This window comes from Halorussus limi, assembly GCF_023238205.1.
GTDB classification, from domain to species: Archaea; Halobacteriota; Halobacteria; order Halobacteriales; family Haladaptataceae; genus Halorussus; species Halorussus limi.
In genome coordinates this window covers 1738139-1760213 of sequence record NZ_CP096659.1, presented here as the reverse complement: position 1 = coordinate 1760213, position 22075 = coordinate 1738139, and the positions used below count along the sequence as shown (strand labels likewise).

Sequence of the window (22075 nt, the reverse complement as noted above, 5' to 3'; positions counted from 1 at the left end):
GTTAGACTGCGTCCTCCAGTTCTAGTCGCGGTGCGATGCCGAGCGCCTTCATCTCGTCCAGCAGGAGCTTGAACGCGTACGACATCTCGATTTCGTGGATGTCCGTCTCCTCGTCGCAGTTCGGGCAGTAGACGCGGTTCTGCTCGACGTTCTCGACCGCGCTCATGCCACAGTTGGCACAGACGTATATCCACTCGCGGTCGGACTCGTCGAGCAGACGTTCCTTCAGGGTCAGGGCGGCACCGTGCCCGATGAGCACGTCCCGCTCCATCTCCCCGACGCGGAGACCACCCTCGCGGGCCCGACCCTCGGTGGGTTGGCGCGTGAGCACCTGCACCGGGCCGCGCGAGCGGGCGTGGAGCTTGTTCGACACCATGTGGTAGAGCTTCTGGTAGAAAATGGTGCCAATGAAGATCTCCGCCTCGATCTTCTCCCCGGTGATGCCGGAGTACATGATCTCCTTCCCGGAGGACTTGAAGCCCTGCTCTTCGAGTCCGCCGCGGAGTTCCTCCTCGTCCTCGCCCGTGAACGGCGTCCCGTCCACGCGTCGCCCTTCGAGGGCACCGACTTTGCCGCCGATCATCTCCAGCACGTGGCCGACCGTCATCCGGGACGGCAGGGCGTGGGGGTTGATGATGAGGTCGGGCACGACGCCCTGCTCGGTGAACGGCATGTCCTCCTGGGGCGCGATGTGGCCGACGACGCCCTTCTGGCCGTGCCGGGACGCGAACTTGTCGCCGAGTTCCGGAATCCGCTCGTCGCGCACCGAGACCTTCGAGAGCTTCGACCCGTCCTCGCCCTCCATCAGCGTGACCGTGTCCACGACGCCGGACTCGCCCGAGCGCATGGTGACGGAGGTCTCCCGGCGCTTCTGCGGGGAGAGACCGCCCATGTCGTCGGGTTCTTCGAGGAACCGGGGTGGACTGGTCTTGCCGAGCAGGACGCTGTTCTCGTCCACGCGCGTCTCGGGGTTGACCAGACCGTCGTCGTCGAGGTGGGTGTACGCGTCTTCACCGCGCGCGCCGCGCACGTCGTCGCTCGGAATCTCGAAGCGGTCCTCCTGTCCGCCGGGGTAGCGCCGTTCCTCGCCCTCGTACGTCCGGAAGAAGTGCGAGCGGGCCAGCGCGCGGTCCACGGAGCCACCGTTGAGGACGAGCGCGTCCTCGATGTTGAAGCCCTCGTAGGACATGACGGCGACCGTGAAGTTCTGGGCCGCCGGGCGGTCGTCGTACCCGATCTGCTCGGTCGTCTGGGTCTTGACCATCGAGAGCTGCGGGTAGTGCAGGAGGTGCTGGCGCGTGTCGGGCCGGATGCGGTAGTTGGCCGCCGGCAGCCCGAGCGACTGCTTGATCATCCCCGACCCCATCGTAATCCGGGGCGAGGCGTTGTGTTCGGGGTACGGGACCATGCCCGCACCGATACCGAAGATGAGTTGCGGGTCGACTTCGAGGTGGGTGTGGTCCTCGGTGAGGTCGTCCTCGTCCACCGCGACGTAGATGTCCTCTTCCTCCTCGGCGTCGATGAACTCGACCTTGCCGCGCTCCACGAGGTCGTCGAAGTCGAGGTCGCCGTTCTCGACCGCCGCAATCTCCTCCTCGGTGACGAGGGGTTCGCCGTCCTCGATGACCAGCAGGGGTCGCCGGGCGCGCCCGGCGTCGGCGTTGATGATGACCTCGCGTGTCCGCTCTTTGACCGAGACGTTGACCATCTCGCTCACGTCGCCGCGGCGACGCGCGTGGCGGACCTGTTCTGCGAGCTGTTCGGGGTCGGGGTGCGTTCCGACCAGACTACCGTTCACGTATACTTTCGCTTCTCGTCCCTGACTCATGTTAGTCGTCTGCGCTTGCAGTTGGTTCGACGCCTTCGATTCCGGGGATGCCTTCGACACCCATCGACGCCAGTTCTCGTTTCAGTCCCTGTTCGTTCTCGATGTTCTGGGAGAGCTCCATCGCCTGCGCGAAGTTCTTCACCAGTCCACAGTTCGGCCCCTCCGGGGTCTCGGAGGGACAGATGCGACCCCACTGGGTCGCGTGGAGGTCACGCGCCTCGAAGTGAGGCTGGCTCCGCGAGAGCGGCGAGCGGAGCCGTCGGAGGTGCGAGAGGACCCCCATGAAGTCCGTGCGGTCGACCAGTTGGGAGACGCCCGAGCGGCCGCCGACCCAGTTCCCCGTCGCGATGGGGTGTTCGAGGCGCTCGGTCAGTACGTCCGACCGGACCACGGTGTTGACCGACAGTTGGCGGTTCCGCATGTTCGCCCGCTCCAACTGGTACTTCACGTCCCGGGCCAGCTTGTTCAGCGCGGTCCGGAACAGGTCCTTCATCAGGTCGCCCGAGACCTTCAGGCGCTTGTTGGCGTAGTGGTCCTTGTCGTCGGGTTCGCGCCGGTCGAGCGCCAACTCGAAGCAGGCCTCGGCCATCCGACAGAGGTAGTACGCCTTGTTGATGCGCACGTCCTCCTCCTCGACGCCCTCCTCGTGGAGGTGGGGAAGGAGGTAGCGGTCGATGACGTAGTTGGCGCGCTTGAGCTGGTAGTTCTTGCCCTGTCCGGAGGCGACTCGCTTCCCGAGAGACTCGATGGCCTCCTCCTCGGTCTGGACCTCCGCCTCTTCGAGGTTCTCCAGCATGAACTTCACCACCTCGGGGTCGTCGGAGACCCGGTGGACGATCTCCTCGTCGGACTCCAGTCCGAGCGCCCGGACCAGCGTCACGAAGTTGACGCTCCCCGAGACCGAGGGGAACGACACTTCGAGCAGACCGTCGCGGGTCCGCTCGACCAGCACCAGCGCGCGGTAGCCCCGGCGCTGGCTGAACGTCTTGGCGACCTGAATCTCGTCGCCGTACTTGGTGTCGTACTCCGCGAGAATCTTGTTGGGCGCGAGGTCCTCGCTCGTCATCAGGACGCGCTCGGAGCCGTTGACGATGAAGTAGCCGCCGGGGTCGGCGGGGTCCTCGCCGATTTCGATGAGTTCCTCGTCGGAGAATCCGGCGATGTTACACTTCTCGGAGCCGACCATGATGGGCATCCGGCCCACCTTGGTCTCGGTCGCGTCCACGACGCGCTCGTCCTCGCCCTCGCCCTTGACGATGGACATCTCCATGAAGACGGGCGCGGCGTAGGTGATGTTGCGGAGGCGGGCCTCTTGGGGGTAGAGGAGTTCCTCGCTCCCGTCCGCCTCACGCACGCGTGGCGTGACGATACGAACGTCACCCAGTTCGACGTGGACCGGTTCCTCGTCTTCCTTGTCGCCGATGTCGGTGTCGACGGTCCCCTTCTCGTCGACGACCTGCTGCATGCCGCGATTGAGGAAGCTGTTGAACGAGCGGTAGTGGTGTTCTGCGAGTCGTTCCTTCGAGAAGTACTCTCGGGAAATCTCGCGTCGGTCTTCTCTGTTCATTATTATTCTACGACGAGTCGGTATATTGTCGCACTGTCTGTCGTTCGGGAATCGCGCACGATCTTGATCACGTCACCGACCTCCGCGTCGTCGGGGAGCGCGGGGTCGGTGCGTTTGATTTTCGGTAAGTCGGTCGTTTTGATGTCGTACTCCTCCAGTACGCCGTCTAACTCCTCGTCGTCGACGACGCTGTGGTCCGGAACCATGTCGTGTTGGCTTACGTCTACCATGTGTGGCGATGGGTTGTCTGCGCAGAGGGAGAAATGGCTATCACGAGATACTACAGGGCTTTACACAGTGAGTTCATTTAAGACTTGCTAAGTAGTTCTCGCACCGCTAGCTGTTCGACCCCACCCCAATCGAGGGGAGTGCCTACGATTCCCACCCACTTCGCGGAGATATAAATTGTTTGCGGCGACGCGGGGTCGGACCGAATCCGGCGACACCGGGAGGGAGTCCCGCACCGAAACCGTTTGAGAAGCCTTAAGTCTAACCGGGGACAACGGAGGAATGCACTCGGAAGCCCGGGTGGTGTAGTGGCCCATCATACGACCCTGTCACGGTCGTGACGCGGGTTCAAATCCCGCCTCGGGCGCTTTCTCTGACGAACAAAACTGTGAGCAACTTCTTCGCACCTAGGGGTTAGTGCCAGCGGATAGCAGTCGAGATTCAAGTAGGATGACGGCACATCTCGTGCCGAACGATGAACCCATCGCGAAAGGGTGACGAGACGGAAGCGACGATTCTTGGCAGACTGATGCAAGCCGGCGTCTCGGTTTCGGTCCCGTTCGGAGACAGCGACCGCTACGACCTCGTCGTGGACGACAGGACGAGACGCTATCGCGTCCAGTGCAAGACGGGTAGTTGGGTCGATGGTACGGTTAGATTCAACCTCTACAGTTCGACCACGGACTCGGAAGGCCGAGTCGACGCGGACTACACTCCCGACGAGATAGACGCCTATGCAGTGTACTCACCCGATACGGATTCCGTGTACTGGGTCCCCATCGAGGCGACTGGGAGCGGCGAGATGCGGTTACGTGTCGAGGATCACCATCCGAAGGTCCCTAAGTCGAGAATCAACTGGGCGAGCGAATACGCGCTGTCGAATCGGTTCGAGTGACGCCCTCTGCGTACGGCAGATTCTACCAATGGACGTCGAAACCGACACCCATTAATAAGCCCGGCCGGAAAGAGAGAATGCACTCGGAAGCCCGGGTGGTGTAGTGGCCCATCATACGACCCTGTCACGGTCGTGACGCGGGTTCAAATCCCGCCTCGGGCGCTTTCTCCGACGAACGAAACTTCGAGAGACGTCTGTACGACTCCGTTCTCACCAGCGACCGATATTTCGACGGACTGCCCGAAATCGTAACTTCGAGCGCCTCGTGGGTCGAGGGGTGTCCGAAGTCGACAAGTCAACCGAAGAGAGTGACAGTTTCCTGCACGAAGAGCTGATACCGGTACTCGTCGTCCTCGGAGTACTCCTCGTCTTCATCCCCGACCCCATCACTACGACGCTCGGTATACTTCTCGTCGGTCTCGGCGTCGGACTGTGGATCTGGGACCTCGTCGAGTAGACCCGAGTCACAGCGCAGTCGCCAGCCAACCGCCGAGTCCGACCGCGAGGAGCGCCCCGACCAGATTCGCCGCCGCGTTCGCGACCGCCTCACGTCGCGCGCCGGTCTCGAACAGTTCGACGGTCTCGACCGCGAAACTCGAAAACGTCGTGAACGCGCCGCAGAATCCGGTCCCGAACAGAGTCAACAGCGTGGCGTCGGCGGCGAGGACAGCGGTCAGCGCGCCCAATGCGAAGCTCCCGAGGAGGTTCACTGCGAGCGTATCCCGGATGCCGTCGGCGACCAGCGACCCGACAGCGAACCGCGAGAGCGCGCCGAGGACGCCGCCGGTCCCGACCAGCAGGACGGAGTTCATCCGGTCACCCCCGGCGCGGCGAGCGAGCGGACGGCAATCCGGCCGGCCACCGCCGCGAGGAAGCCGAGCGCGTAGTTCGCGCCGACGTTGACGACCGCCCAACCCGGCGACAGGGCGGCGGTCTGGAGCGCGAAGGTGCTGTAGGTCGTGAACGACGAGAGGAAACCCGTGCCGAGGACGAGGCGAGTCTCCGCACCGAGTCGGCCCGCCACCTTCGCCTCGAAGAGGAGGACGCCGAGCGCGAAACTCCCCGCGACGTTGACCGCGAGCGTGCCCCACAGAAAGCCGCCGGGGAGCGCTCCCGCGACCGCGTGGCGGAGAGTCGCACCGGCGAACCCGCCGACCGCGACGAGCAGGAGGGGTTTCACCCGTCCGAGCGCGCGGACGCGACTGGTCGCCGTCGCGCCGTCGCCGCTCTCGTCGTCGGCCGACGAGCGACCCTCTGTCTCCGACATTCGGTTCTCGTCCGAGACGAATGCGCCGACCGGGAAACTGCTTTCGGAGCGCACTCATCGGCCTGTCGCGCTCGGACTTCCGCCACCGTGTGCCGTCTCGCGCTCCCTGATGCGGACGGCGTGGACGCTCTCGGTCGCGTCGTCCACGAGCAGAACCTCGCCCGGGTCGGCGGGCAGGCGCTCCTCGAACGAACCGAGGTAAGTCGGGCGGGCCGCGGCCAGCGCGTCGAGGTCGGCCCGCGAGGTGAGTCGGTGAGCCAGCAGGAGGTCGGCCTGCGAGACGGCGACGGCCGGGAGCGCGCTCGGTCGCTGGGTCGCTCCGACGAAACTCAGACCCGGTTGCCGACCGCGGGTGAGGACGGTCCGGAGCGCGGATGCCGCAACGTTCCGGGACGCCGTCGCGGAGCCAGTCGGGCTTTTTCCGGCCTCGGACGCGAAGAAGGCGTGCGCTTCGTCCACCAGAAGCCACGGGAGGCGGGTCGGCCGTCCGCGAACGCAGTGGTCGTAGAGACCGCCGGCGACCGCTCGCAGGACCGCGTTCGCGGGCGCCGAGTCGAGTCCCGAGAGGTCCAGTACGGTTCCGGCCGCGGGTTCGATCAGGTCGCTCGGGGTCAGGCCGTCGGGGGCGAAGACGCCCCACGACTCGGCGAGCGCGAGGTGGTTGTCGGCCGCCCGTCGGGTCGCGCGGTCGGCCTTGGTGTCGGCGTCGGCGACGAACGTCCGCATTCCGTCGACCGACGACCGGGCCGCCGCGGCCTGCCAGACCAGCGCACCCTCGGGGGCCGCCGGTTCGAGACCGAGGAGGTCGCACCACGCTCGCGGTGCGAGCGCGTCGGCGGCGACTGCGGGGTCAGCGACGACTTCGGTGCCGAAGTCGGCGAGCGACGAGAAGATTCCCATCGGGTCGGCGACGACCGGGGCGACTCCCTCGGCCCGGGCGAGTTCCTCGGCGAGGACGCCGAGCGTGTAGGACTTGCCGTAGCCGCGCTTGCCGACGACGAGTCCGGCGTGCGGGCCGTCGAGGTCGATTCGGACCGCCGCGCCGCGGCTACCGTCGCGGGCGCGGTAGGCCCCGAGGCGGCCGGAGATAGCAGTTTTTCGGGAAGTGTCGCCGTCAACGCTGGTCGCGGAGTCACCGCCGTCGGAATCGGTGGTCGCGGCGTCGTCGCCCGAGCGGCGGCCGAGGACGTGAGTCACGGGACCGGTTGGTCGCGCTCTCGGCCTTGAACCTTCGGGGGCCGACGAGCGCCCGAGGGTTTAAATCCGAGACCGGGACGAACCCCACCCGTGACAACGCTACTCGGCTACTACGGCTACTTCGCGGACGCTAGCTCCGACCGTTTCCGCCGGTTCCGCGGCGACGACCGCGCCATCGAGGGCCTGCCGATTCGCCTCGTCGTCGCGCTCGTGGTCGGCGTCGCCAGCCTCGGCGTGATGATGAACATGCTCTCGGGCCTCGGCGGCCTGACCGTCACGGAACTCGACGCCAAGCCCGCACCGGACGTAATCGGCCCCGAGGAAACCAACGTCGACGTGACGGTCGTGGACCCCGAGGGCAAACCTGTCAGCGGCGCGACGGTGGTCGTCACGGGCGGCACGGCCACGCTCGACGGCGCTGCGACCGCGACCACCGGAGAAAGCGGCGAGGCTACCCTCTCGGTGGACCCGACTCTCGGGTCGAATCAGCAGGAGGGCACACTCGACGTGCGAATCAAGCCGCCCGCCGGGAGCGACTACGCCGACGAGCGCGAGAACACTGCGATACTGGTGTTAGCAGACGGATGAGGAACGCGACGAGAACACCGAAGAGCGCCAACGGCGACTAGTCGGCGCACACCTCGAAAAACCTCACTCGGGGAGACTGCCGTCGCCGTCCCAGTCTATCCACTCGTGCTCCCATCCGGTTCGGCGCTCGCGAGCGCGCTCAGCGCGCTCGCGGTCCTCGCGGACGGTCCGGTTGCGCTCGATGGACCCGGCCTGTTCGCCCTCCACGAGCAGCGGCTGGAACGCCACCGTACCGAGCGGTTGGGTCTCGGGGTCCGACGGGTCGTCGCCCCGGACCACGGTCAGCGACTGTTCGCCGATGCCGACCGGGATGACGAGTCGGCCGTCGAGGGCGAGTTGTCGGACCAGGGTGCGCGGCGGGTCGGCCGCAGCAGCCTCCACGAGGATGCAGTCGAAGGGCGCGTACTCCGGTAGGCCGTCCGCGCCGTTCCGGCAGTCCACGAAGACGCCCTCGTAGCCCGCCGACGCGAGGTTGCTCCGGGCGTCCCACACCACGTTCCGGGTGATATCGACCGCGTGGACGTTGCGCTCGCCGACGATTTCCGCGAGTACGGCCGCGGTGTAGCCCACGCCGGCGCCGACGACGAGGACAGAATCGCCCTCTTCGGGGGCGAGCGCCTCCAGCAGGCGGGCCGCGGTACTCGGCGCGAGGACGCGTGTCCCCCGATGCTCGAACGACCGGTCGGCGTAGGCGAGTCGGTCGTCGTCGACGAACTCGTGGCGCGGGACTGCGCGCATCGCGGCGCTGACGCTCTCGCTGGAGACGACTCCCTTCGAGTCGTGTTCGAGGCTGTCGACCATGTCGTCTCGCAGCACCGCGAGTTCCATACGCTCCCTCGGTGACGAGAGAACTTCAATCGCCCGGCCGCCGTCCGGCGATGACCTGCCCGTCGAGGCCGGGTACGTCCCGGACCTCCACGTCTTCGAATCCGGCGTCGCGGAGCCACGTTCGGAACTGGGACTCGGTGTAGGTGTCGCCCGCCTCGGTCTGGGCGAGCATGTGCGCGCCGAACAGCGCAGCGTCGTCGGTCCGCCCCCGAACTCGGTCGGTCAGGACGACGGCGCCGCCGGGGTCGAGCGCGTCGAAGGCGTTGGCCAGAAATCGGCGGTTCTCGTCTGGCGAGAGACCGTGAGCCACCCGCGAGCAGAACACGAGGCCGAACCCGCCCGACGGAAGGTCCTCGGTGATGTCTCCCGCGACCAGCTCGACGGGTTCGCGTTCGAGGAACCGCCGGTCGACGTCGATTACCTCGGGGCGGTCGACCAGCGTCACGTCGAATCCTCGCCGGACGAACTCCTTGGCGAAGACCCCCGGCCCGCCCCCGGCGTCCAGCACGCGCCCGGCGTCGGGATTCCGGTGGACAGCGGCGGTGACGCTCGCCCGGACAGCGGCGTCGTCGGTACTCGCCATCGCGCCCGCGAAGTTGGACGTCCAGTCCTCCGAGGCCGTCTCGGGCGCGGGCGGGTCGCCGGTTCGCATCGTCTCGGGCAGTCGAATCCAGCGGTCCACGCAGTCGAGCGCGTGCGGGACCGGGCCGATGGAGCGCACGTCCGTCTTGGCGACGAACCCGAGCGCGCGGTTCGTGATTTCGTATCGCGTCTCGGTCGGGTCCGCCTCTCCGTCTGCGCCGCTGGCGGCGTCGCCGACCGCTTCCAGATACCCCAACTCGGCCATCGCTTCGACGACGATGCGGGCGGCGCGCTCGGTGACGCCGGTCTCGGCCGCGACTTCGGCGGGCGTCTCGGCGTCGGTCGTGACGGCTTCGAGGACCCCCGTCTCGCGGGCGGCCCAGAGAAGCAGGGCTTCGCGGTAGTCCATGTCAGGAGCGTGTAGCGGCGTCGGCTTAGTCTCCCTGCATCGGCACGAACCGAACCCGACCGTGGCTCTCGCGGTCGAGACCGCCGTCGGCGCGACGGCGCGCGAAGACGAGGTGCTGGCCGGGCGACCGACCGGTCGAGGCGTCGAGCGGGCCGAGCAGTCGGCCCCCGGGTCGGACCTGCTCGACCACCGCGCTCGGGAACTCCGGCGCGGCGCAGGTCAGATACGCGGCGTCGTAGGGCGCGTGGACCGGCCAGCCCTCGCGGCCGTCGCCGACGCGGACAGAGATATCTCCGTAGCCCAGTCGGCCGAGTCGCTCTCGGGTCTCCTCGGCCAGCGACTCGTGGTACTCGACGCTGTGGACGTTCGACGCGCCGACGAGTTCGGCCGTGACCGCGGCGTGATAGCCGCACCCGGTGCCGATTTCGAGGACCGACTCGCCGGCGTCCAAATCGAGCAGGTCCGCCATCGCCACGACCATGTGGGGCGCGCTGATGGTCTGGTCGCTCCCGATGGGAAGCGGTCGATCCTCGTAGGCGCGGTCCCGGCGGGCCGGTGGCACGAACTCGTGGCGCGGAACCGCCCGCATCGCGGCGAGCGTCGAGTCGGCGAAGCTCTCGCGGTCGGCGAGTCGCTCGACCATGCGCTCGCGGGCCCGTTCGTAGTCACCCGTCGTGTCGTCGTCCCCTCCCCCGAACATTGTCAGTGGATGCGTTCCGATTTCACCACGCCGACCACGCCGACGAGGTCTGGTCGTCGCCGTAGACGCGCTTGATGTCCTTCGCGACGGCGGTGTCGCCCTCCTCGCCGAGCGGATTGAAGTCGTAGCCCGTCGCGTCGTCGCGGACCGCGATGGACTTGACCTCGAACTCCTCGTCGCCGAACTCCTCGACTTCGCCGACCGTGAACTCGTGGTCGCCCGGCACGTCGATTTTGAGGCCGCGCGAGTCGTCGCGGCGTCCGTCGTTCGGGTTGACGGTGACGTTGACCCGGACGTTGTCCACGGCGCGGGTCCAGAACGTCTCGACGTCCTCGACGTTCGCCTCGTCGGTTCGCTTCTCGTCGCCCAACTGGAGGTCGGTGATGCGCACGACCATTATGGCCTCGGGCGTTTCGAGGACGAACTCCTCGCCGACCGCGACGGTCTCCTTCGGGGGCGCGTCCACGGTGGCCGTGAACGACTCGCCGTCTTGGGAGACCACCACGTCGCGCTCGACTTCCTCCTCGGTCTCTATCGTCGTCTTGTGGACGTGACTGCACTCCGTACAGCGCACGGTGAACTGCCCGCTCCCGTCCTTGAGCACCTCGTGGACCGTCTCCACGTCGGGCGAACAGGAGGGACACGTCACCGCGACGCGTTCCGCAGTTTCGCTCATACTATGGTCGGCTACGTCGTCCGCGCGTAAAAGCACGTGGAGTTTCGCGGCGGAGAAGTCGTTCGAGAAGACCGGGCCTGCGAACCTCGAAAAAGAGACAGAACTTCCGCGAGCGAAGCCGTCGGGGACCGATTACTGCACGTCGATGTCGGCCGAGTCCTCGGCCTTCTCCAACTGGACTTCGAGGACGCCGTTGTTGTAGGTCGCCGACGCGGAGTGTTCGTCGACCTGCGCGGGCAGACTGACGCGCTCGTCGTACTGGCGGTGGTCGCTCCCGGCGCTGATGGTCAGCACCTCGCCGTCGCACTTGAGGTCGATGTCCTCCTTCTCGACGCCGGGGAGGTCCGCGATGACGCGCACCGTGTCGTCGCTCTCGTGGATGTCGACGTGGGTCTCGGTCCCGAACCCGGTCTGGCCGCCAGCACCGCCGCCGCGCTCGACGTGCATGTCGAAGTCTTCGCCCATCATCTCGTTCATCATGCGCTCTATCTCGCGGAAGAGGTCGTCGAAGGGGTCGTCGCGGTCGTCTCTTCGCATGGTCGCGAATAAGGCGCATGCAAGCAAAAGCCTTTGGCACCAGGGTTCGTCGCTGACTTTCGACTGTGGCGGTTCGGAGAAAACATATATGTGAAGCCGTGCAAATTACTGGCGGAGGCATCACGATGCCAATCACGCAGTGACGCAGTTCGGTCCCCGTATCGCCCCCGCTAACCAACCCTCTCCGTTTTCGAAACGGCAGGACGGCGTCGCGACGCCCGGCGCGTCCGTCAGATGCCCATGCCGAGCGCTTCGTTGGTCTTCCGGATGCTCTCCTCGGCGTCGGCCGAATTCGTGACCGCGCGGACGGCGTCCACGTTCTCGGGCACCACGTCGCTCTCCTGATGGATGGCCTGGAAGAGGTAGAGGTCGTCGCCCTCGGTCGTCACGGACTCGCCCCAGACGCAGTTCTCCCAGATGTCGCCGCGCGGGCGGCCAACGTCTTGGGCGTACTCCTTCAACTTGCCCGCGCCGTCGATGTCGAAGTGGTCGGGGATGACGAACAGTCGCGACTCGCCTTCGAGCAGGTCGCGAACCTCGTCGGCGTCGGGTTCGGATTCGAGCGTGACGTTGACGCTGTGCATGTGCATCAGCGTCGCGGGCACCTTTAGACCGAGAGTGTCGATGTCGAGGTCCGGGAAGATAGTGTTCACGTCCGGTCCGTGGTGGGACGGGAGCGTGACCGGGTTCGGCACGATGTCGTTGATGGGACCGCGGCCGGTCTGGGCGGGGTCGCCGCCGCGACGGACCAGCGTAGTCCGGACTTTCTCGACGCCGTACTCCTCGCGGAGCGGTGCGACGAGACGCGAGAGGCCCGTGGTGTTACACGAGACCACGCGGACGTGGTCGGCGCCGCTGGCGTCCGAGAAGTTCGACCGGGCGTTGAAACTGGCGTCCACGAAGTCGGCCGACTCGCCGCCCTGATACAGCGCGGGCGTGTCGTACTCGGCGTACATCTCGGCGTTCTGCTCGCCGATGCCGGAGGGACAGGCGTCGACGATGACGTCGCTGTCGGCGACCAGTTCCTCGACCATCCCGGCGAGTTCGATGCCCGCCTCGTCGAACAACTCCACGCGGTCCTCGACCGCGGCGTAGAGCGGGAAGCCCTTCTCGACGGCCTGCTCGGCCTCGAAGTTGGGCCGCGTCTTGGCGACGCCGACGACTTCCATGTCCGGTTGGGCGCGGACCGCGTCCGCGACTCGCTTGCCGATGGTCCCGTATCCGTTGACTCCGACCCGTAGCATGTACTCGCAGTTCCAACGCCGACGCGCATAATGGTTTCGAGCCGCCTTCGGAGAAATTAACTCCGTTCCGAGTAATCCCCTGATATCGGGACGCTACGCTATCAGAGGGAGGGGAATACAAACGGTCTCGGCGACAATCTACACCCATGACCCCTGTAATCGAAACCGAGCGCCTCACGCGCGAGGTCGGCGGCGACCGAATCGTCGATTCGGTCTCGCTGTCGGTAGACGAGGGCGACGTCCTCGGAGTGCTCGGTCCCTCGGGGGCCGGGAAGTCGTCGTTCCTCCGTCTGCTCAACCGACTGGACGAACCGACCGCGGGCACGGTCTACCTCGACGGGACGGATTATCGGGACGTTCCGCCCCAAGAACTTCGCCACCGCGTCGGCTACGTCCCCCAACGTCCCGCGCTCCGTAACGGCACCGTCCGCGAGAACGTCACCGTCGGTCCGCGATTGCGGGGGGAGTCCGTGGACGACGGGCGGGTCGAGAGCCTCCTCGACCGGGTGGACCTCTCAGGGTACGGACCGCGGAAGGTGGACGACCTCTCCGGCGGCGAAGCACAGCGGGTCGCCATCGCCAGAAGCGTCCTGAATCGGCCGGAGGTGCTGTTGCTCGACGAACCGACGTCGAGTCTGGACGCGGCCTCCGAGACGCGAGTCGAGGAGTTGCTCGGCGACCTCCGGGACGAGTTCGGGTTGACGTACGTGCTGGTGACCCACGACCGCGAGCAGGCGAGGCGACTCGCCGACCGGGTCGCCGTCTTCGAGGACGGGCGCGTGACCGCGGAGGGTCCGGTCCGGGAGGTCGTCGCGTGAGCCTCATCGAACAACTTCGGGACCCGGTCGTCCTGCGGGGACTCGCGCAGGTCGGGGTCGCGTCCGCGCTGGCCGCGCTCGTACTCGGCGTCTCGTACCTCCGGAATCTCGACCTCGAATCCGAACTCGGCCGGGCGTTCGTCAGGGGGTTCGTGCAGGTCGTCGCGATGGGCGCGTTCATCGGCGTCCTGTTCGCCGTGCCGTTCGTCTGGAGCGGCGTCGTCGTCCTCGCCATGATAGCGATAGCGGCGTGGATATCGAAGGACCGGGGCGAGGGCGTGCCGGGAGTGTTCCGAGTCTCCCTCGTCAGTATCCTCTTCGGCGCGGGCGTCGTCATCACGACGATGCTCGCGGCGGGCGCGATAGAACCGACGGTACGGAACCTCATTCCGGTCGGCGGGATGATAATCGCCAACGCGATGAAGACCAACTCGCTGGCTCTCGACCGGTTCAGAGGCGAAATCCAGTCGAACCGCGAGGAGATCGAGGCGGTCCTCTCGCTCGGCGTCCCGCCGGGAAAGGTCGTCTCCGACTACGCGACGACGAGCGTCCGGGCCTCGCTCATCCCCATGGTGGACTCGCTGAAGAGTCTCGGACTCGTCTACATCCCGGGAATGATGTCCGGTATGATTCTCGCGGGCGCGAACCCCATCTACGCCGCGGAGTACCAGTTCGTGATAATGGCGATGCTGTTCGCGGCGGGCGGATTGACGAGCATGACGAGTACGTTGCTCGTCGGCCAGTACGCCTTCACCGAGGCCGAGCAGTTGAAACCGTTCGAGGCGACGGACGCCGGCGAGGACGAGACGGGCGCGTCCGGCGGGTGAGTCGCGTTCGACCGTCGGAGACGAGTTCCGTCGAGCCTTCGTTCGCTTCACTCGAAGAGACAAGACCTAACCTCTCGCCGACCGACCTGCCGAGCATGAGCCTCCGAGACGCGGCCGAGACCGCCATCATGCAGTGTCTCGCCCTCGAAGCGACCGAGTCGTGTTGCATCGTCACCGACGACAAGCGCGAACCCATCGGCGAGGCGCTCTACGACGTGGCCAGCGAGGTCACCGACGACGCGACCATCGTCCGGTTCCCGCCGGGCGCGTCCCACGGGGCGGAACCGCCGGAACCGGTCTCCGCGGCGATGGCCGGAAGCGACGTGTTCCTCGCGCCGACGACAAAGAGCCTGAGCCACACCCGCGCCCGCGGCGAGGCCAACGAGGCCGGAGCGCGCGGTGCCACCCTCCCCGGCATCACCGAGGAGGTCTTCACCACGGGACTGGAGGCCGACTACGAGACCATCGCGGCCCACTGCGACGACGTGCTGGCGCAGGTCGAGGACGCCGACGAGATTCGAGTCACCTCCCCGCAGGGCACCGACATCACCTTCGAACCGGGAAGCCGGGAGTGGCACGACGACACCGGCATCGTCCACGAGGCGGGCGGGTTCTCGAACCTCCCGGCGGGCGAGGTGTTCGTCAGCCCCGAGGACGCCGACGGCACCTACGTCGTGGACGGGACGATGATGCCCCACGGCCTGCTGGACGAGGGCCAGACCCTCGAATTCGACGTGGAGGGCGGGCAGGTCACGCGCATCTCCGACGACGAGATTCGCGGGCAGGTCGAGGACGCGGCCGAGGAGGTCGGCGACGCGGCCTACAACCTCGCGGAACTCGGCATCGGGACGAACGTCGCGGTCACGGAACTGGTCGGGTCGGTCCTGCTCGACGAGAAGGCGGCGGGCACGGTCCACATCGCCATCGGCGACGACGCGGGCATCGGCGGCGACACCGAGGCCCCGATTCACTTCGACGGTATCCTCCGCGAACCGACGGTGTACGTCGACGGCGAGGAAATCGACCTGCCACAGCCCTGAGACGCGGACTGAACCGCGATGAAGCGCGAAGATTGCGAAACGACGATGGAACGGGAAATCCACGGCCGGGCGGTCCGGGGCGTCGAAGTCGGGCCGGAGACCCGGTGCGCCCACTACGACACCGACCGCGACGTGGTGGCCCTGCGGTTCGCCTGCTGTGAGGCGTTCTACCCCTGCTTCCGGTGTCACGACGCCGCGGCGGACCACGAGGCCGAGCGCCTGTCGGTCGAGAGTGACGAGGCGGCGGCGCTGTGCGGCGTCTGCGGCGCGGGGCTGACGCCCCGCGAGTTCGTAGACGGCGAGCATCGGTGTCCGGACTGCGGCGCGGCGTTCAATCCGGGGTGTGAGGACCACTACGACCTGTATTTCGAGTTCGGAGAGTAACTGAGAAAATTCGGTGGGGGGCCGGTGGCGACGAGACTCGACAGAAGGAGAGACGAGTCGGCGAGACACGGCACGAAATTCGACGAGAGGAAGCTAGCTACTGTCGACTCCGAAGATTTTACGCGACCGCCCGCACCGCGACCACCCACACGCCAAAGAGAAATACAGAGTGGCCTTTGAGGAACATCTATCGTTCTTTTCTCACCATAGATAATGCTAACACGGCGGGAAATCAGTCGGTGCCGTTCTCGGCCGTCCGCCGAATCAGGTCGGCGAGTCGGTCGTAGAACCCGGCGTCGTACTTCGTCTCGGCGTCGATGGTCGGCCGGGCGTTGGTCTCGTTGACCACCGCGCGCTCGTCGGTCACGAGGAGGTCCACGCCGAGGAAGTCGATACCGAGCGCGTCGGCCGTCCGCTCGGCGAGGTCCCGGAGGTCTGCAGGGAGGTCCACGCCGGTCGCCACCGCGCCGCGGTGGACGTTGTGCTTCCAGCGGTCGGCGTCGGCGTCGTCCGGAATCTGTCGCTCGACGCCACCGACGCACTCGCCGTCCACGACCATCGCGCGGTAGTCGGTCGCGCCGGGGACGTACTCTTGGACGAGGAACGACTTGTCGCCCGTCGCGCGGTAGTCGTGGACCAAGTCGAGGTAGTCGGTGACGCCGAGATACGAGTCGGCGTCGCCGACCTTCGCCACGCCGACCCCGCGGGTCGTGGAGTTGGGCTTGACGACCACCGGCGGGTCGAACCGCTCGAAGGCTGAGAGGAGCGCCGACTCGTCGGCGGGGTTCGAGACGAGGACGGTCTCCGGCACCGGGACGCCGGCCTGCTCCAGTTCCGCGACGACGCCCGCCTTGTTCCGCGAGGTGAGGACGGCCTCGCGGTCGTTGACCCACGGTACGTCGAGCAAGGCGTCCACGACGCCGCCCTCCATCGCCCGCGAGGGGTAGACGAACCCCGCGTCGAACTCGTCGCGACTCCACGGCGGGTCGGCCAGCGGGATGGTCCGGCCGTCGCTCGGGACGTGGTGAACCGCGACGTCGCGCTCGGCCAGCGGGTCGCGCATGCGCTCGAACGTCTCCTCTCGGTAAGCGACCGCGAGGTCCAGCATACGCGCTTGGTGGGAGTCGGCGGGTAAAAAGGTGCAGTTTCGGACGGACGCGCCTACTCCGAGGTGATTTCCACGAGTCGCCCGTCGTCGTCTCTGAAGTACGCCGACCGGCCCCAGTCGTAGTCGGCCGGTTCGCGGTAGACGCTGAGGTCCTGCTGGGAGAGGCGGGCGAACGCATCGTCTACGTCTCCGACGGCGAACGTGTAGTGGTCCTCGCACGGGAGGTCGCCCGCCGCCGGTTCGTACGTCTCGTGGACGAGGACGTCGACGCCCTCCACGTCGAACAGCGCCATCGACTCCTCGGCGACCACCGGTTCGCCGACGACGCGTTCGTAAAACTTCGCCGTCGTCCGCACGTCGTCGGTGAAGATGGCGACCTCGCGTAGTTCCATACGTCGTTCCTACCACAAATAGATAAGTTACTTTCGGTGGCAGCGAGCGACGGACGTTTGTCTCCAGAAGTTGTCAGCGCGACGGGCGGTTCCGGGAACGTCCCACTGGTCGATGCGTCGTACCCACTCTCGGTCGGACGAGGTACTGGCGGTCGGTATCGAAGACGGAAAAGAGCGCGCGTCGGCTTACGCGACGAGAAGCTTCTCGCCCTTCTCGACCTTGACGCGGCACGGCGGCGAAATCTTGTTGTAGGCGCGGCGGAGCGCGTCCTTCACGACGGGCGCCTGCTCGGGTTCGCACCACGCGGTGAAGATGCGGTCGTTGCGTGGGATTCGGGCGGCGGTCCCGACGACCTTCCCGAAGGCCTGTCGCATCCCGTCGGAGACGCGGTCCGCACCCGCGCCGGTCGCCTGCTTGTTCTCCCGGATGACGTGGTGGGGGAACTTGCGGAGCATCATCTTGTAGTTGCCCTCGCCGAGTTCCTTCAGGAGGTGGCGATTGGCCGACAGGCGCGACGCTTCGAGCGCGCCGTGGCGAATCTGGCACTCCTCCTCGGTGACGAGGCTGATCTGGATGGGATAGTCGTCCTGGTCGGCTTCGAGGTCGCCCATCTGGTGCTGTGCAATCTTCGAACCGGGGATGCCGGTGATGTACTCGCGTCGGGTGTACGGCGGCTTGCTGATCTCCCGGTACATCGAGGCGGGTTTGTCCGACATGGTTATTACTGGAGTCTGAGGGTCACGCGGCGGATAAACCCTTCGATGCACGGTAGGGCGATTCGGCGTCGTTCGGGGCCCAAACCCTCGTGAACGCCTCGCACGGCCGCGCCGGAAGTTCAGTCGATTGGCACGTACGCGGCGAGTCCGGTCGGGAGTCGGTCGGCGAGGAGTTCGCCGAGGTCCACGAGGCGCTTCCGGACGAGAGCGTAGACCATCGAGACGCCCAGAAGCAACAGAACGACCCGCTGGAGCGGTTCGGCGTACAGCACGCCCGGAAGCGCGAAGGCGGCCGCCGCCAGCAGGTCCTCGGGCGCGCCGTCGTAGCGAATCCAGCGCCGGGGCGCGACCCACCGGCCGTGGAAGTGGTCGTAGACGGCTTCCTCGGAGGTCGCCTCCCACGGCCGGAGTTCGAGTCCCCCGCCGAGGGCGTCCCCGGCGGCGTGGAGCGCCGCGGACGCGAGGAAGACCCCCGCCGCGACGGTGGTTGCGGAGGGTGCGAGAACCGCCAGCGCGAGCGCCGGAGCCGCCGCGAACGAGTAGTACACCGGGAAGTGGAGGTCCTTGCGGTGGTCACCCGCGAGGTCGAGGTCGGGGAACAGGCCGCCGACCCCGCCCGCCGCGATTGCGACCGCGGCGTACTCGGGCGCGACGAACAGCGCGACCGCTCCGAGCGCCATCCCGAACAGGGCGTGCGTGGTCGCCATCATCGTACCCGGAGTAGGCGTCGCGCGTACTCAAACCTGTTGCTCGCCCGAGGACGAAATTTCAGACGCGGCGGGTGAAGAGAGTACGGCGGTGAGGAGGGTGCGGCGTATGAGGAGAATGCAGTGGATGAGAGTGTAGTGGATGAGAAAGTGCAGTGGATAAGGGGAGTAAGGCGAGTGCGGCGGACGAGACAGGTCCGACGAGCGTCGTCGCTTCAGGGCCGGACCGAGACCAGCGTCAGCGCCGCCAGCAGACCGCCCTCGACGAACCCCGCGCCGTGGGCGAAGATGTTCGTGAACGTGCCGTCCGCGGTCGGGTCGGCCGGGAAGAGGCCGTAGACGAGCCAGACGAGCAGCGCGAACACCAGCGCGACGTACAGCAGGTCGAGGCCGACCTGCCGGAAGTAGGCGTCGCCGTAGGTCCGGCCGTGCGCCCGCGAGACGATGCCCGAGACGGCGAGCGCGAGACCGAGCGCTACCGCTCCGCCTTCGAGGAGACTCACCCGCCCGGCGTAAATCCAGAGCAGTTCCCCGAGCAGGAGCAGGACCGCGAACTGGCCGACGAAGAACACGGTCTCGCGGGAGTAGCTCCGCCGGAGGTGGACCGCCACGGCGGCCAACAGGAAGCCGCCGAATCCGGCGACCACGCCCGAGAACCCGCGCGAGACGGGTGACGCGCCGGGGAACCGAGTTTCGAGGATGACGTAGCTGGTGAGGTTGACCGCGACGGGGAGTAACAGGAGGAAGACGGGGAACGTCCGTCGGAACCACGCCCGGCGGTCGGCCTGCAGACAGACGAGATAGGTCACGAGCGAGAGCGAGACGTACCCGCCGAGGTTGTTCAGCAGGTGCCCGAAGTCGGCGTGGACGTACGCCGCGGTCAGCAGGGTGTGTGGGTCGAGCGCGGCGTGGTCGAACGCGAGTCGGGCGTGGACCGCCGGGGGAAGCAGGACCTCGACGCCCACGAGGACGAGTGCGACCGCCGCGATGGCCGCGAGGTCGGCCGCGACCGCCGACCGGGAGTAGCCGAACGCCTCGGCGTCTGCCGACGGGTCGAGTCGCGCGGAAGCGTCGCTCATTCGGGACTCTATTCGAGCGCGACCGACAAAAGGCTCCGGCACGGGAGACCCGAACTCGAAGCTCCGGGGTCAGAGTGCGGGACCGGGAGTCCCCGACCGCGGAACGGACACGGAAGTCCCCCGCGGAACCGGCAACGAAGTGGCCCGCCAGAACCACTATTGACGCACCCGGCGCAGAAACGGTATGGTCGAAGTCAGCGAGAACCAGAGCGACACGTTCGACATCGGCGGCGAACTGACGGTCCACCGCCTCGGGTACGGTGCGATGCGACTCACCGGCGAAGACATCATCGGTCGGCCGGACGACGAGGACGAGGCCCACGACGTCCTCCGGCGCGCGGTCGATATGAACGTCGACTTCGTGGACACCGCAGACTCCTACGGGCCGGGGGTCAGCGAGCGACTCGTCGGCGAGGCGCTCGACCCCGACGACGCCGTCGTCGGGACCAAGGCCGGACTGCTGCGCAACCGCTCGGGCGACTGGATTCCTCACGGCGGTCCCGACTACTTCCGGAACCAAGTCCTCACCAGCATCGACAGACTGGGCGTCGAGAGCATCGACCTCTATCAGTTGCACACCCCCGACGTGGACTGCTCGTTCGAGGACGCGGTGAACGCGTTCGCCGAGTTGAAGGACGACGGACTCGTGGACCACGTCGGCCTGAGCAACGTCTCGGTCGAGCAGTTGGACGAGGCCCGCGACGTGGTCGATGTCGCGACGGTCCAGAACGAGTACAACGTCGGCAACCGCGACCACGAGGACGTGCTGGAGGCCTGCGAGGAGGCCGGAATCGGCTTCATCTCGTACTTCCCCATCGGCGGCGGCGAGTTGGACGAAAAGAAGTCCGTGCTGGAGGACGTCGCGGAGAATCACGACGCGACCCCACGACAGGTGGCGCTGGCGTGGCTTCTCCAGCGCTCGCCCGTGACCATCCCGATTCCGGGCACTTCCAGCGTGGACCATCTGGAGCAGAACGTCGCGGCGAGCGCGGTCGAACTCTCGGACGACGAGATGAACCGGCTGAGTGAGTAACGAGTCGACTCAGTCGAGAACGTCTATCTCGAAGCGACTTCGCCACCGGTACCGGCGACTGCCCTACTCGAACGCCAGCCAGACCCGAACACCGCGAAGAGCAGTTCGAGGGCGACGAAGGAATCTCGTCGCTGGCGAAGACCGGAACCGCGGAGGCCGCGCCGTACTCGTCGGCGAGGCGCTTCGTCGTCGCCAACTGTCGAAAGACGAGACTGCGAGTCCGAAGGCGGACGCACTACGTGGGAACGCTCGTTTTCACACGCCCACGCGCTACCCCGTAGATATCGCTCGTAAGTGTCGCTCGTAACCGATTATCCGGCGCAATCGCTATCGAATCGTACTGCGCTCGAAAAATGAAGTAATCGTATTCGAAAGTCCGACCGAATTACAGTCGCTGGACGTTGGTCGCTCGCGGACCCTTGTCAGCCTGCTCGATGTCGAACTCGATTTCCGTTCCCTCTTCGAGGTCCGGGCCGCCAACGTCCTCCATGTGGAAGAAAACGTCCTCGTCCTCGTCCTCAGTGTCAATAAAGCCGTAACCGCCCGTGTCGTTGAAGAAATCAACCGTTCCTTTCGCCATTGCAACTGTAGAGAGAGCCGTCTAAGGGATAAGGCTTCCGAGAGAGAGGATAGCACGACCACGGGAATCTGATTCGGCGGACGCACTCGCGCTCGGCCGCCGGTCACGAAGTTCACGCGGCGACGGAACTCACTCGGCGTGGGGCACGACTGCATCGCGGAGGTACTGCAGGAACTCGGCCGTCTCGAACTCCGACGGTCGGTACACCTCGACGTAGCCGCTCTCGGCCGCGGTCATCTTGAGCGACCGGTCGTCGTACGTACAGTCGAGGCCCAACTGGTTGAACGCGGCGCCGTCCAGCAGGTCCTCGAGTCGTTCGTCGCTCAGTAGGTCGCTCCCGTGGAGGACGCCGTTCTCACACGCGCCGTCCACCTCGCGGAAGCCCGCTTTCCACGGTTCGGCGTCGCGCTGAGCATCGAGGAGCGCGCTCAAATCGAGAGTGGCGCGCTCGATGTCCGCGCCCGTATCCCGACTTACGAGGTCGAACGCGAAGGTTCCCCTGCCGCTCCCGGCGACGACGAACTCGCCGGGCACGCCGACTACTTCCGTCACACGCGTCTCGGTCCGAGGCGTCTCCTCGACTCTGACCTCGCCGTAGTCGAGTTCGGTCGTCGTCCGGTTCACGACGCGCTCGACGGCGGCGCGACCCTCGAACGCGACGTCTCCGCCGGGGAGCGAGAACACCCGGCGCACGTCGAGGACGTGCTCTAACTCTCTGTCGTTACGCTCGACGGTTTCGGAAAACGAATCTACGACCTCGAAGTCGTCCCGGACGATGCCGAGTACGCCTGCTCTCATACGCGAGGGGTACTCAGAGCCGGTAGTTAATGGTTCGGCAGGCCGG

General features: G+C 66.7%; 27 protein-coding genes and 2 tRNA genes. 10 read left to right on the top strand and 19 right to left on the bottom strand.

Going from position 1 to position 22075, the window contains the following annotated elements:
- Nucleotide 1 precedes the first annotated feature (1 nt).
- The 3 genes from rpoB to M0R89_RS09025 are packed head-to-tail and all read right to left on the bottom strand — an operon-like array spanning nucleotide 2 to nucleotide 3625.
- On the bottom strand, nucleotides 2–1828 hold the full coding sequence (gene rpoB / locus M0R89_RS09035) for a DNA-directed RNA polymerase subunit B (RefSeq protein ID WP_248652214.1): 1827 nt from the start codon (nucleotides 1826–1828) through the stop codon (nucleotides 2–4).
- Between the two features lies 1 nt (nucleotide 1829).
- Nucleotides 1830–3395, bottom strand: a complete 1566-nt coding sequence (locus M0R89_RS09030) for a DNA-directed RNA polymerase subunit B'' (protein WP_248652213.1) — start codon at nucleotides 3393–3395, stop codon at nucleotides 1830–1832.
- A 2-nt stretch (nucleotides 3396–3397) separates the two neighbouring features.
- The gene (locus tag M0R89_RS09025) at nucleotides 3398–3625 is read right to left on the bottom strand and encodes a DNA-directed RNA polymerase subunit H (RefSeq protein ID WP_248652212.1); all 228 of its coding nucleotides are present in this window, start codon (nucleotides 3623–3625) and stop codon (nucleotides 3398–3400) included.
- Between the two features lie 292 nt (nucleotides 3626–3917).
- Between M0R89_RS09025 and M0R89_RS09020 the strand changes: the two genes are divergently transcribed.
- From M0R89_RS09020 to M0R89_RS09005, 4 genes are all read left to right on the top strand, one after another.
- Nucleotides 3918–3990 (top strand) — tRNA-Asp (locus M0R89_RS09020).
- Nucleotides 3991–4098: 108 nt separating this feature from the next.
- Entirely contained in the window at nucleotides 4099–4518 is a 420-nt protein-coding gene (locus M0R89_RS09015; protein WP_248652211.1) for a group I intron-associated PD-(D/E)XK endonuclease, read from the top strand.
- A gap of 89 nt (nucleotides 4519–4607) precedes the next feature.
- Nucleotides 4608–4680 (top strand) — tRNA-Asp (locus M0R89_RS09010).
- Nucleotides 4681–4795: 115 nt separating this feature from the next.
- Complete coding sequence (locus M0R89_RS09005; protein ID WP_248652210.1) at nucleotides 4796–4975, top strand: hypothetical protein; 180 nt, start codon at nucleotides 4796–4798, stop codon at nucleotides 4973–4975.
- A 7-nt stretch (nucleotides 4976–4982) separates the two neighbouring features.
- On the opposite strand, the gene M0R89_RS09000 is transcribed toward M0R89_RS09005, so the two are convergent.
- The 3 genes from M0R89_RS09000 to M0R89_RS08990 are packed head-to-tail and all read right to left on the bottom strand — an operon-like array spanning nucleotide 4983 to nucleotide 6982.
- Nucleotides 4983–5330 (bottom strand): fluoride efflux transporter FluC, encoded by a 348-nt coding sequence (locus M0R89_RS09000; protein WP_248652209.1) that lies wholly within the window; start codon nucleotides 5328–5330, stop codon nucleotides 4983–4985.
- Complete coding sequence (locus M0R89_RS08995; RefSeq protein WP_248652208.1) at nucleotides 5327–5785, bottom strand: fluoride efflux transporter FluC; 459 nt, start codon at nucleotides 5783–5785, stop codon at nucleotides 5327–5329. Before M0R89_RS08995 ends, M0R89_RS09000 begins: the two co-directional genes overlap by 4 nt.
- Nucleotides 5786–5839: 54 nt before the next feature.
- The gene (locus M0R89_RS08990; protein WP_438267681.1) at nucleotides 5840–6982 is read right to left on the bottom strand and encodes an ATP-binding protein; all 1143 of its coding nucleotides are present in this window, start codon (nucleotides 6980–6982) and stop codon (nucleotides 5840–5842) included.
- 174 nt (nucleotides 6983–7156) lie between these two features.
- Between M0R89_RS08990 and M0R89_RS08985 the strand changes: the two genes are divergently transcribed.
- Nucleotides 7157–7570, top strand: coding sequence for an Ig-like domain-containing protein (locus M0R89_RS08985; RefSeq protein WP_248652255.1), 414 nt, complete (start codon nucleotides 7157–7159; stop codon nucleotides 7568–7570).
- Between the two features lie 63 nt (nucleotides 7571–7633).
- Here the strand turns inward: M0R89_RS08985 and M0R89_RS08980 are convergent, their stop codons facing one another.
- From M0R89_RS08980 to M0R89_RS08955, 6 genes are all read right to left on the bottom strand, one after another.
- Complete coding sequence (locus M0R89_RS08980) at nucleotides 7634–8398, bottom strand: protein-L-isoaspartate O-methyltransferase family protein (RefSeq protein ID WP_248652207.1); 765 nt, start codon at nucleotides 8396–8398, stop codon at nucleotides 7634–7636.
- Nucleotides 8399–8423: 25 nt separating this feature from the next.
- A complete protein-coding gene (locus M0R89_RS08975) occupies nucleotides 8424–9389 on the bottom strand; it encodes a class I SAM-dependent methyltransferase (protein WP_248652206.1) in 966 nt (321 codons plus the stop codon).
- A gap of 25 nt (nucleotides 9390–9414) precedes the next feature.
- Complete coding sequence (locus tag M0R89_RS08970) at nucleotides 9415–10089, bottom strand: protein-L-isoaspartate(D-aspartate) O-methyltransferase (RefSeq protein ID WP_248652205.1); 675 nt, start codon at nucleotides 10087–10089, stop codon at nucleotides 9415–9417.
- A 22-nt stretch (nucleotides 10090–10111) separates the two neighbouring features.
- Complete coding sequence (locus M0R89_RS08965; protein ID WP_248652204.1) at nucleotides 10112–10765, bottom strand: HVO_0476 family zinc finger protein; 654 nt, start codon at nucleotides 10763–10765, stop codon at nucleotides 10112–10114.
- A gap of 132 nt (nucleotides 10766–10897) precedes the next feature.
- Complete coding sequence (locus M0R89_RS08960) at nucleotides 10898–11302, bottom strand: Hsp20/alpha crystallin family protein (RefSeq protein WP_248652203.1); 405 nt, start codon at nucleotides 11300–11302, stop codon at nucleotides 10898–10900.
- Nucleotides 11303–11532: 230 nt separating this feature from the next.
- Complete coding sequence (locus M0R89_RS08955) at nucleotides 11533–12546, bottom strand: type II glyceraldehyde-3-phosphate dehydrogenase (protein WP_248652202.1); 1014 nt, start codon at nucleotides 12544–12546, stop codon at nucleotides 11533–11535.
- A gap of 146 nt (nucleotides 12547–12692) precedes the next feature.
- On the opposite strand from M0R89_RS08955, the gene M0R89_RS08950 reads away from it, so the two are divergent.
- From M0R89_RS08950 to M0R89_RS08935, 4 genes are all read left to right on the top strand, one after another.
- Entirely contained in the window at nucleotides 12693–13364 is a 672-nt protein-coding gene (locus M0R89_RS08950) for an ABC transporter ATP-binding protein (RefSeq protein WP_248652201.1), read from the top strand.
- Nucleotides 13361–14191, top strand: a complete 831-nt coding sequence (locus M0R89_RS08945) for an ABC transporter permease (protein WP_248652200.1) — start codon at nucleotides 13361–13363, stop codon at nucleotides 14189–14191. The genes M0R89_RS08950 and M0R89_RS08945 overlap by 4 nt, the downstream gene beginning before the upstream one ends.
- Before the next feature lie 95 nt (nucleotides 14192–14286).
- Nucleotides 14287–15231 carry an aminopeptidase gene (locus M0R89_RS08940; protein ID WP_248652199.1) on the top strand — a complete coding sequence of 315 codons (945 nt, stop codon included), beginning with the start codon at nucleotides 14287–14289 and terminating at the stop codon, nucleotides 15229–15231.
- Nucleotides 15232–15276: 45 nt separating this feature from the next.
- Nucleotides 15277–15615 carry a CHY zinc finger protein gene (locus tag M0R89_RS08935; protein WP_248652198.1) on the top strand — a complete coding sequence of 113 codons (339 nt, stop codon included), beginning with the start codon at nucleotides 15277–15279 and terminating at the stop codon, nucleotides 15613–15615.
- 232 nt (nucleotides 15616–15847) lie between these two features.
- Here the strand turns inward: M0R89_RS08935 and M0R89_RS08930 are convergent, their stop codons facing one another.
- The 5 genes from M0R89_RS08930 to M0R89_RS08910 all read right to left on the bottom strand — a co-directional run bounded on the left by M0R89_RS08930 (nucleotide 15848) and on the right by M0R89_RS08910 (nucleotide 19618).
- On the bottom strand, nucleotides 15848–16723 hold the full coding sequence (locus M0R89_RS08930; RefSeq protein ID WP_248652197.1) for an ATP-grasp domain-containing protein: 876 nt from the start codon (nucleotides 16721–16723) through the stop codon (nucleotides 15848–15850).
- A 53-nt stretch (nucleotides 16724–16776) separates the two neighbouring features.
- Nucleotides 16777–17115, bottom strand: a complete 339-nt coding sequence (locus M0R89_RS08925; RefSeq protein WP_248652196.1) for a VOC family protein — start codon at nucleotides 17113–17115, stop codon at nucleotides 16777–16779.
- 186 nt (nucleotides 17116–17301) lie between these two features.
- Nucleotides 17302–17832, bottom strand: a complete 531-nt coding sequence (locus tag M0R89_RS08920; RefSeq protein ID WP_248652195.1) for a 50S ribosomal protein L16 — start codon at nucleotides 17830–17832, stop codon at nucleotides 17302–17304.
- Nucleotides 17833–17951: 119 nt separating this feature from the next.
- Complete coding sequence (locus M0R89_RS08915) at nucleotides 17952–18542, bottom strand: metal-dependent hydrolase (RefSeq protein WP_248652194.1); 591 nt, start codon at nucleotides 18540–18542, stop codon at nucleotides 17952–17954.
- Between the two features lie 212 nt (nucleotides 18543–18754).
- Complete coding sequence (locus M0R89_RS08910; RefSeq protein ID WP_248652193.1) at nucleotides 18755–19618, bottom strand: hypothetical protein; 864 nt, start codon at nucleotides 19616–19618, stop codon at nucleotides 18755–18757.
- A gap of 184 nt (nucleotides 19619–19802) precedes the next feature.
- On the opposite strand from M0R89_RS08910, the gene M0R89_RS08905 reads away from it, so the two are divergent.
- Nucleotides 19803–20651, top strand: coding sequence for an aldo/keto reductase (locus M0R89_RS08905; RefSeq protein WP_248652192.1), 849 nt, complete (start codon nucleotides 19803–19805; stop codon nucleotides 20649–20651).
- A gap of 385 nt (nucleotides 20652–21036) precedes the next feature.
- On the opposite strand, the gene M0R89_RS08900 is transcribed toward M0R89_RS08905, so the two are convergent.
- Nucleotides 21037–21231 carry a cold-shock protein gene (locus tag M0R89_RS08900; RefSeq protein ID WP_128477337.1) on the bottom strand — a complete coding sequence of 65 codons (195 nt, stop codon included), beginning with the start codon at nucleotides 21229–21231 and terminating at the stop codon, nucleotides 21037–21039.
- Nucleotides 21232–21360: 129 nt separating this feature from the next.
- The gene (locus M0R89_RS08895; protein WP_248652191.1) at nucleotides 21361–22029 is read right to left on the bottom strand and encodes a hypothetical protein; all 669 of its coding nucleotides are present in this window, start codon (nucleotides 22027–22029) and stop codon (nucleotides 21361–21363) included.
- Between the last annotated feature and the right edge of the window lie 46 nt (nucleotides 22030–22075).

Excerpts from the sequence above, each read along its gene's own strand:
- rpoB (WP_248652214.1), bottom strand. The coding sequence starts at position 1,828 with ATGAGTCAGGGACGAGAAGCGAAAGTATACGTGAACGGTAGTCTGGTC.
- M0R89_RS09030 (WP_248652213.1), bottom strand. The coding sequence starts at position 3,395 with ATGAACAGAGAAGACCGACGCGAGATTTCCCGAGAGTACTTCTCGAAG.
- M0R89_RS09025 (WP_248652212.1), bottom strand. The coding sequence starts at position 3,625 with ATGGTAGACGTAAGCCAACACGACATGGTTCCGGACCACAGCGTCGTC.
- M0R89_RS09015 (WP_248652211.1), top strand. The coding sequence starts at position 4,099 with ATGAACCCATCGCGAAAGGGTGACGAGACGGAAGCGACGATTCTTGGC.
- M0R89_RS09000 (WP_248652209.1), bottom strand. The coding sequence starts at position 5,330 with ATGAACTCCGTCCTGCTGGTCGGGACCGGCGGCGTCCTCGGCGCGCTC.
- M0R89_RS08995 (WP_248652208.1), bottom strand. The coding sequence starts at position 5,785 with ATGTCGGAGACAGAGGGTCGCTCGTCGGCCGACGACGAGAGCGGCGAC.
- M0R89_RS08980 (WP_248652207.1), bottom strand. The coding sequence starts at position 8,398 with ATGGAACTCGCGGTGCTGCGAGACGACATGGTCGACAGCCTCGAACAC.
- M0R89_RS08975 (WP_248652206.1), bottom strand. The coding sequence starts at position 9,389 with ATGGACTACCGCGAAGCCCTGCTTCTCTGGGCCGCCCGCGAGACGGGG.
- M0R89_RS08970 (WP_248652205.1), bottom strand. The coding sequence starts at position 10,089 with ATGTTCGGGGGAGGGGACGACGACACGACGGGTGACTACGAACGGGCC.
- M0R89_RS08965 (WP_248652204.1), bottom strand. The coding sequence starts at position 10,765 with ATGAGCGAAACTGCGGAACGCGTCGCGGTGACGTGTCCCTCCTGTTCG.
- M0R89_RS08960 (WP_248652203.1), bottom strand. The coding sequence starts at position 11,302 with ATGCGAAGAGACGACCGCGACGACCCCTTCGACGACCTCTTCCGCGAG.
- M0R89_RS08955 (WP_248652202.1), bottom strand. The coding sequence starts at position 12,546 with ATGCTACGGGTCGGAGTCAACGGATACGGGACCATCGGCAAGCGAGTC.
- M0R89_RS08950 (WP_248652201.1), top strand. The coding sequence starts at position 12,693 with ATGACCCCTGTAATCGAAACCGAGCGCCTCACGCGCGAGGTCGGCGGC.
- M0R89_RS08940 (WP_248652199.1), top strand. The coding sequence starts at position 14,287 with ATGAGCCTCCGAGACGCGGCCGAGACCGCCATCATGCAGTGTCTCGCC.
- M0R89_RS08935 (WP_248652198.1), top strand. The coding sequence starts at position 15,277 with ATGGAACGGGAAATCCACGGCCGGGCGGTCCGGGGCGTCGAAGTCGGG.
- M0R89_RS08930 (WP_248652197.1), bottom strand. The coding sequence starts at position 16,723 with ATGCTGGACCTCGCGGTCGCTTACCGAGAGGAGACGTTCGAGCGCATG.
- M0R89_RS08925 (WP_248652196.1), bottom strand. The coding sequence starts at position 17,115 with ATGGAACTACGCGAGGTCGCCATCTTCACCGACGACGTGCGGACGACG.
- M0R89_RS08920 (WP_248652195.1), bottom strand. The coding sequence starts at position 17,832 with ATGTCGGACAAACCCGCCTCGATGTACCGGGAGATCAGCAAGCCGCCG.
- M0R89_RS08915 (WP_248652194.1), bottom strand. The coding sequence starts at position 18,542 with ATGATGGCGACCACGCACGCCCTGTTCGGGATGGCGCTCGGAGCGGTC.
- M0R89_RS08910 (WP_248652193.1), bottom strand. The coding sequence starts at position 19,618 with ATGAGCGACGCTTCCGCGCGACTCGACCCGTCGGCAGACGCCGAGGCG.
- M0R89_RS08905 (WP_248652192.1), top strand. The coding sequence starts at position 19,803 with ATGGTCGAAGTCAGCGAGAACCAGAGCGACACGTTCGACATCGGCGGC.
- M0R89_RS08900 (WP_128477337.1), bottom strand. The coding sequence starts at position 21,231 with ATGGCGAAAGGAACGGTTGATTTCTTCAACGACACGGGCGGTTACGGC.
- M0R89_RS08895 (WP_248652191.1), bottom strand. The coding sequence starts at position 22,029 with ATGAGAGCAGGCGTACTCGGCATCGTCCGGGACGACTTCGAGGTCGTA.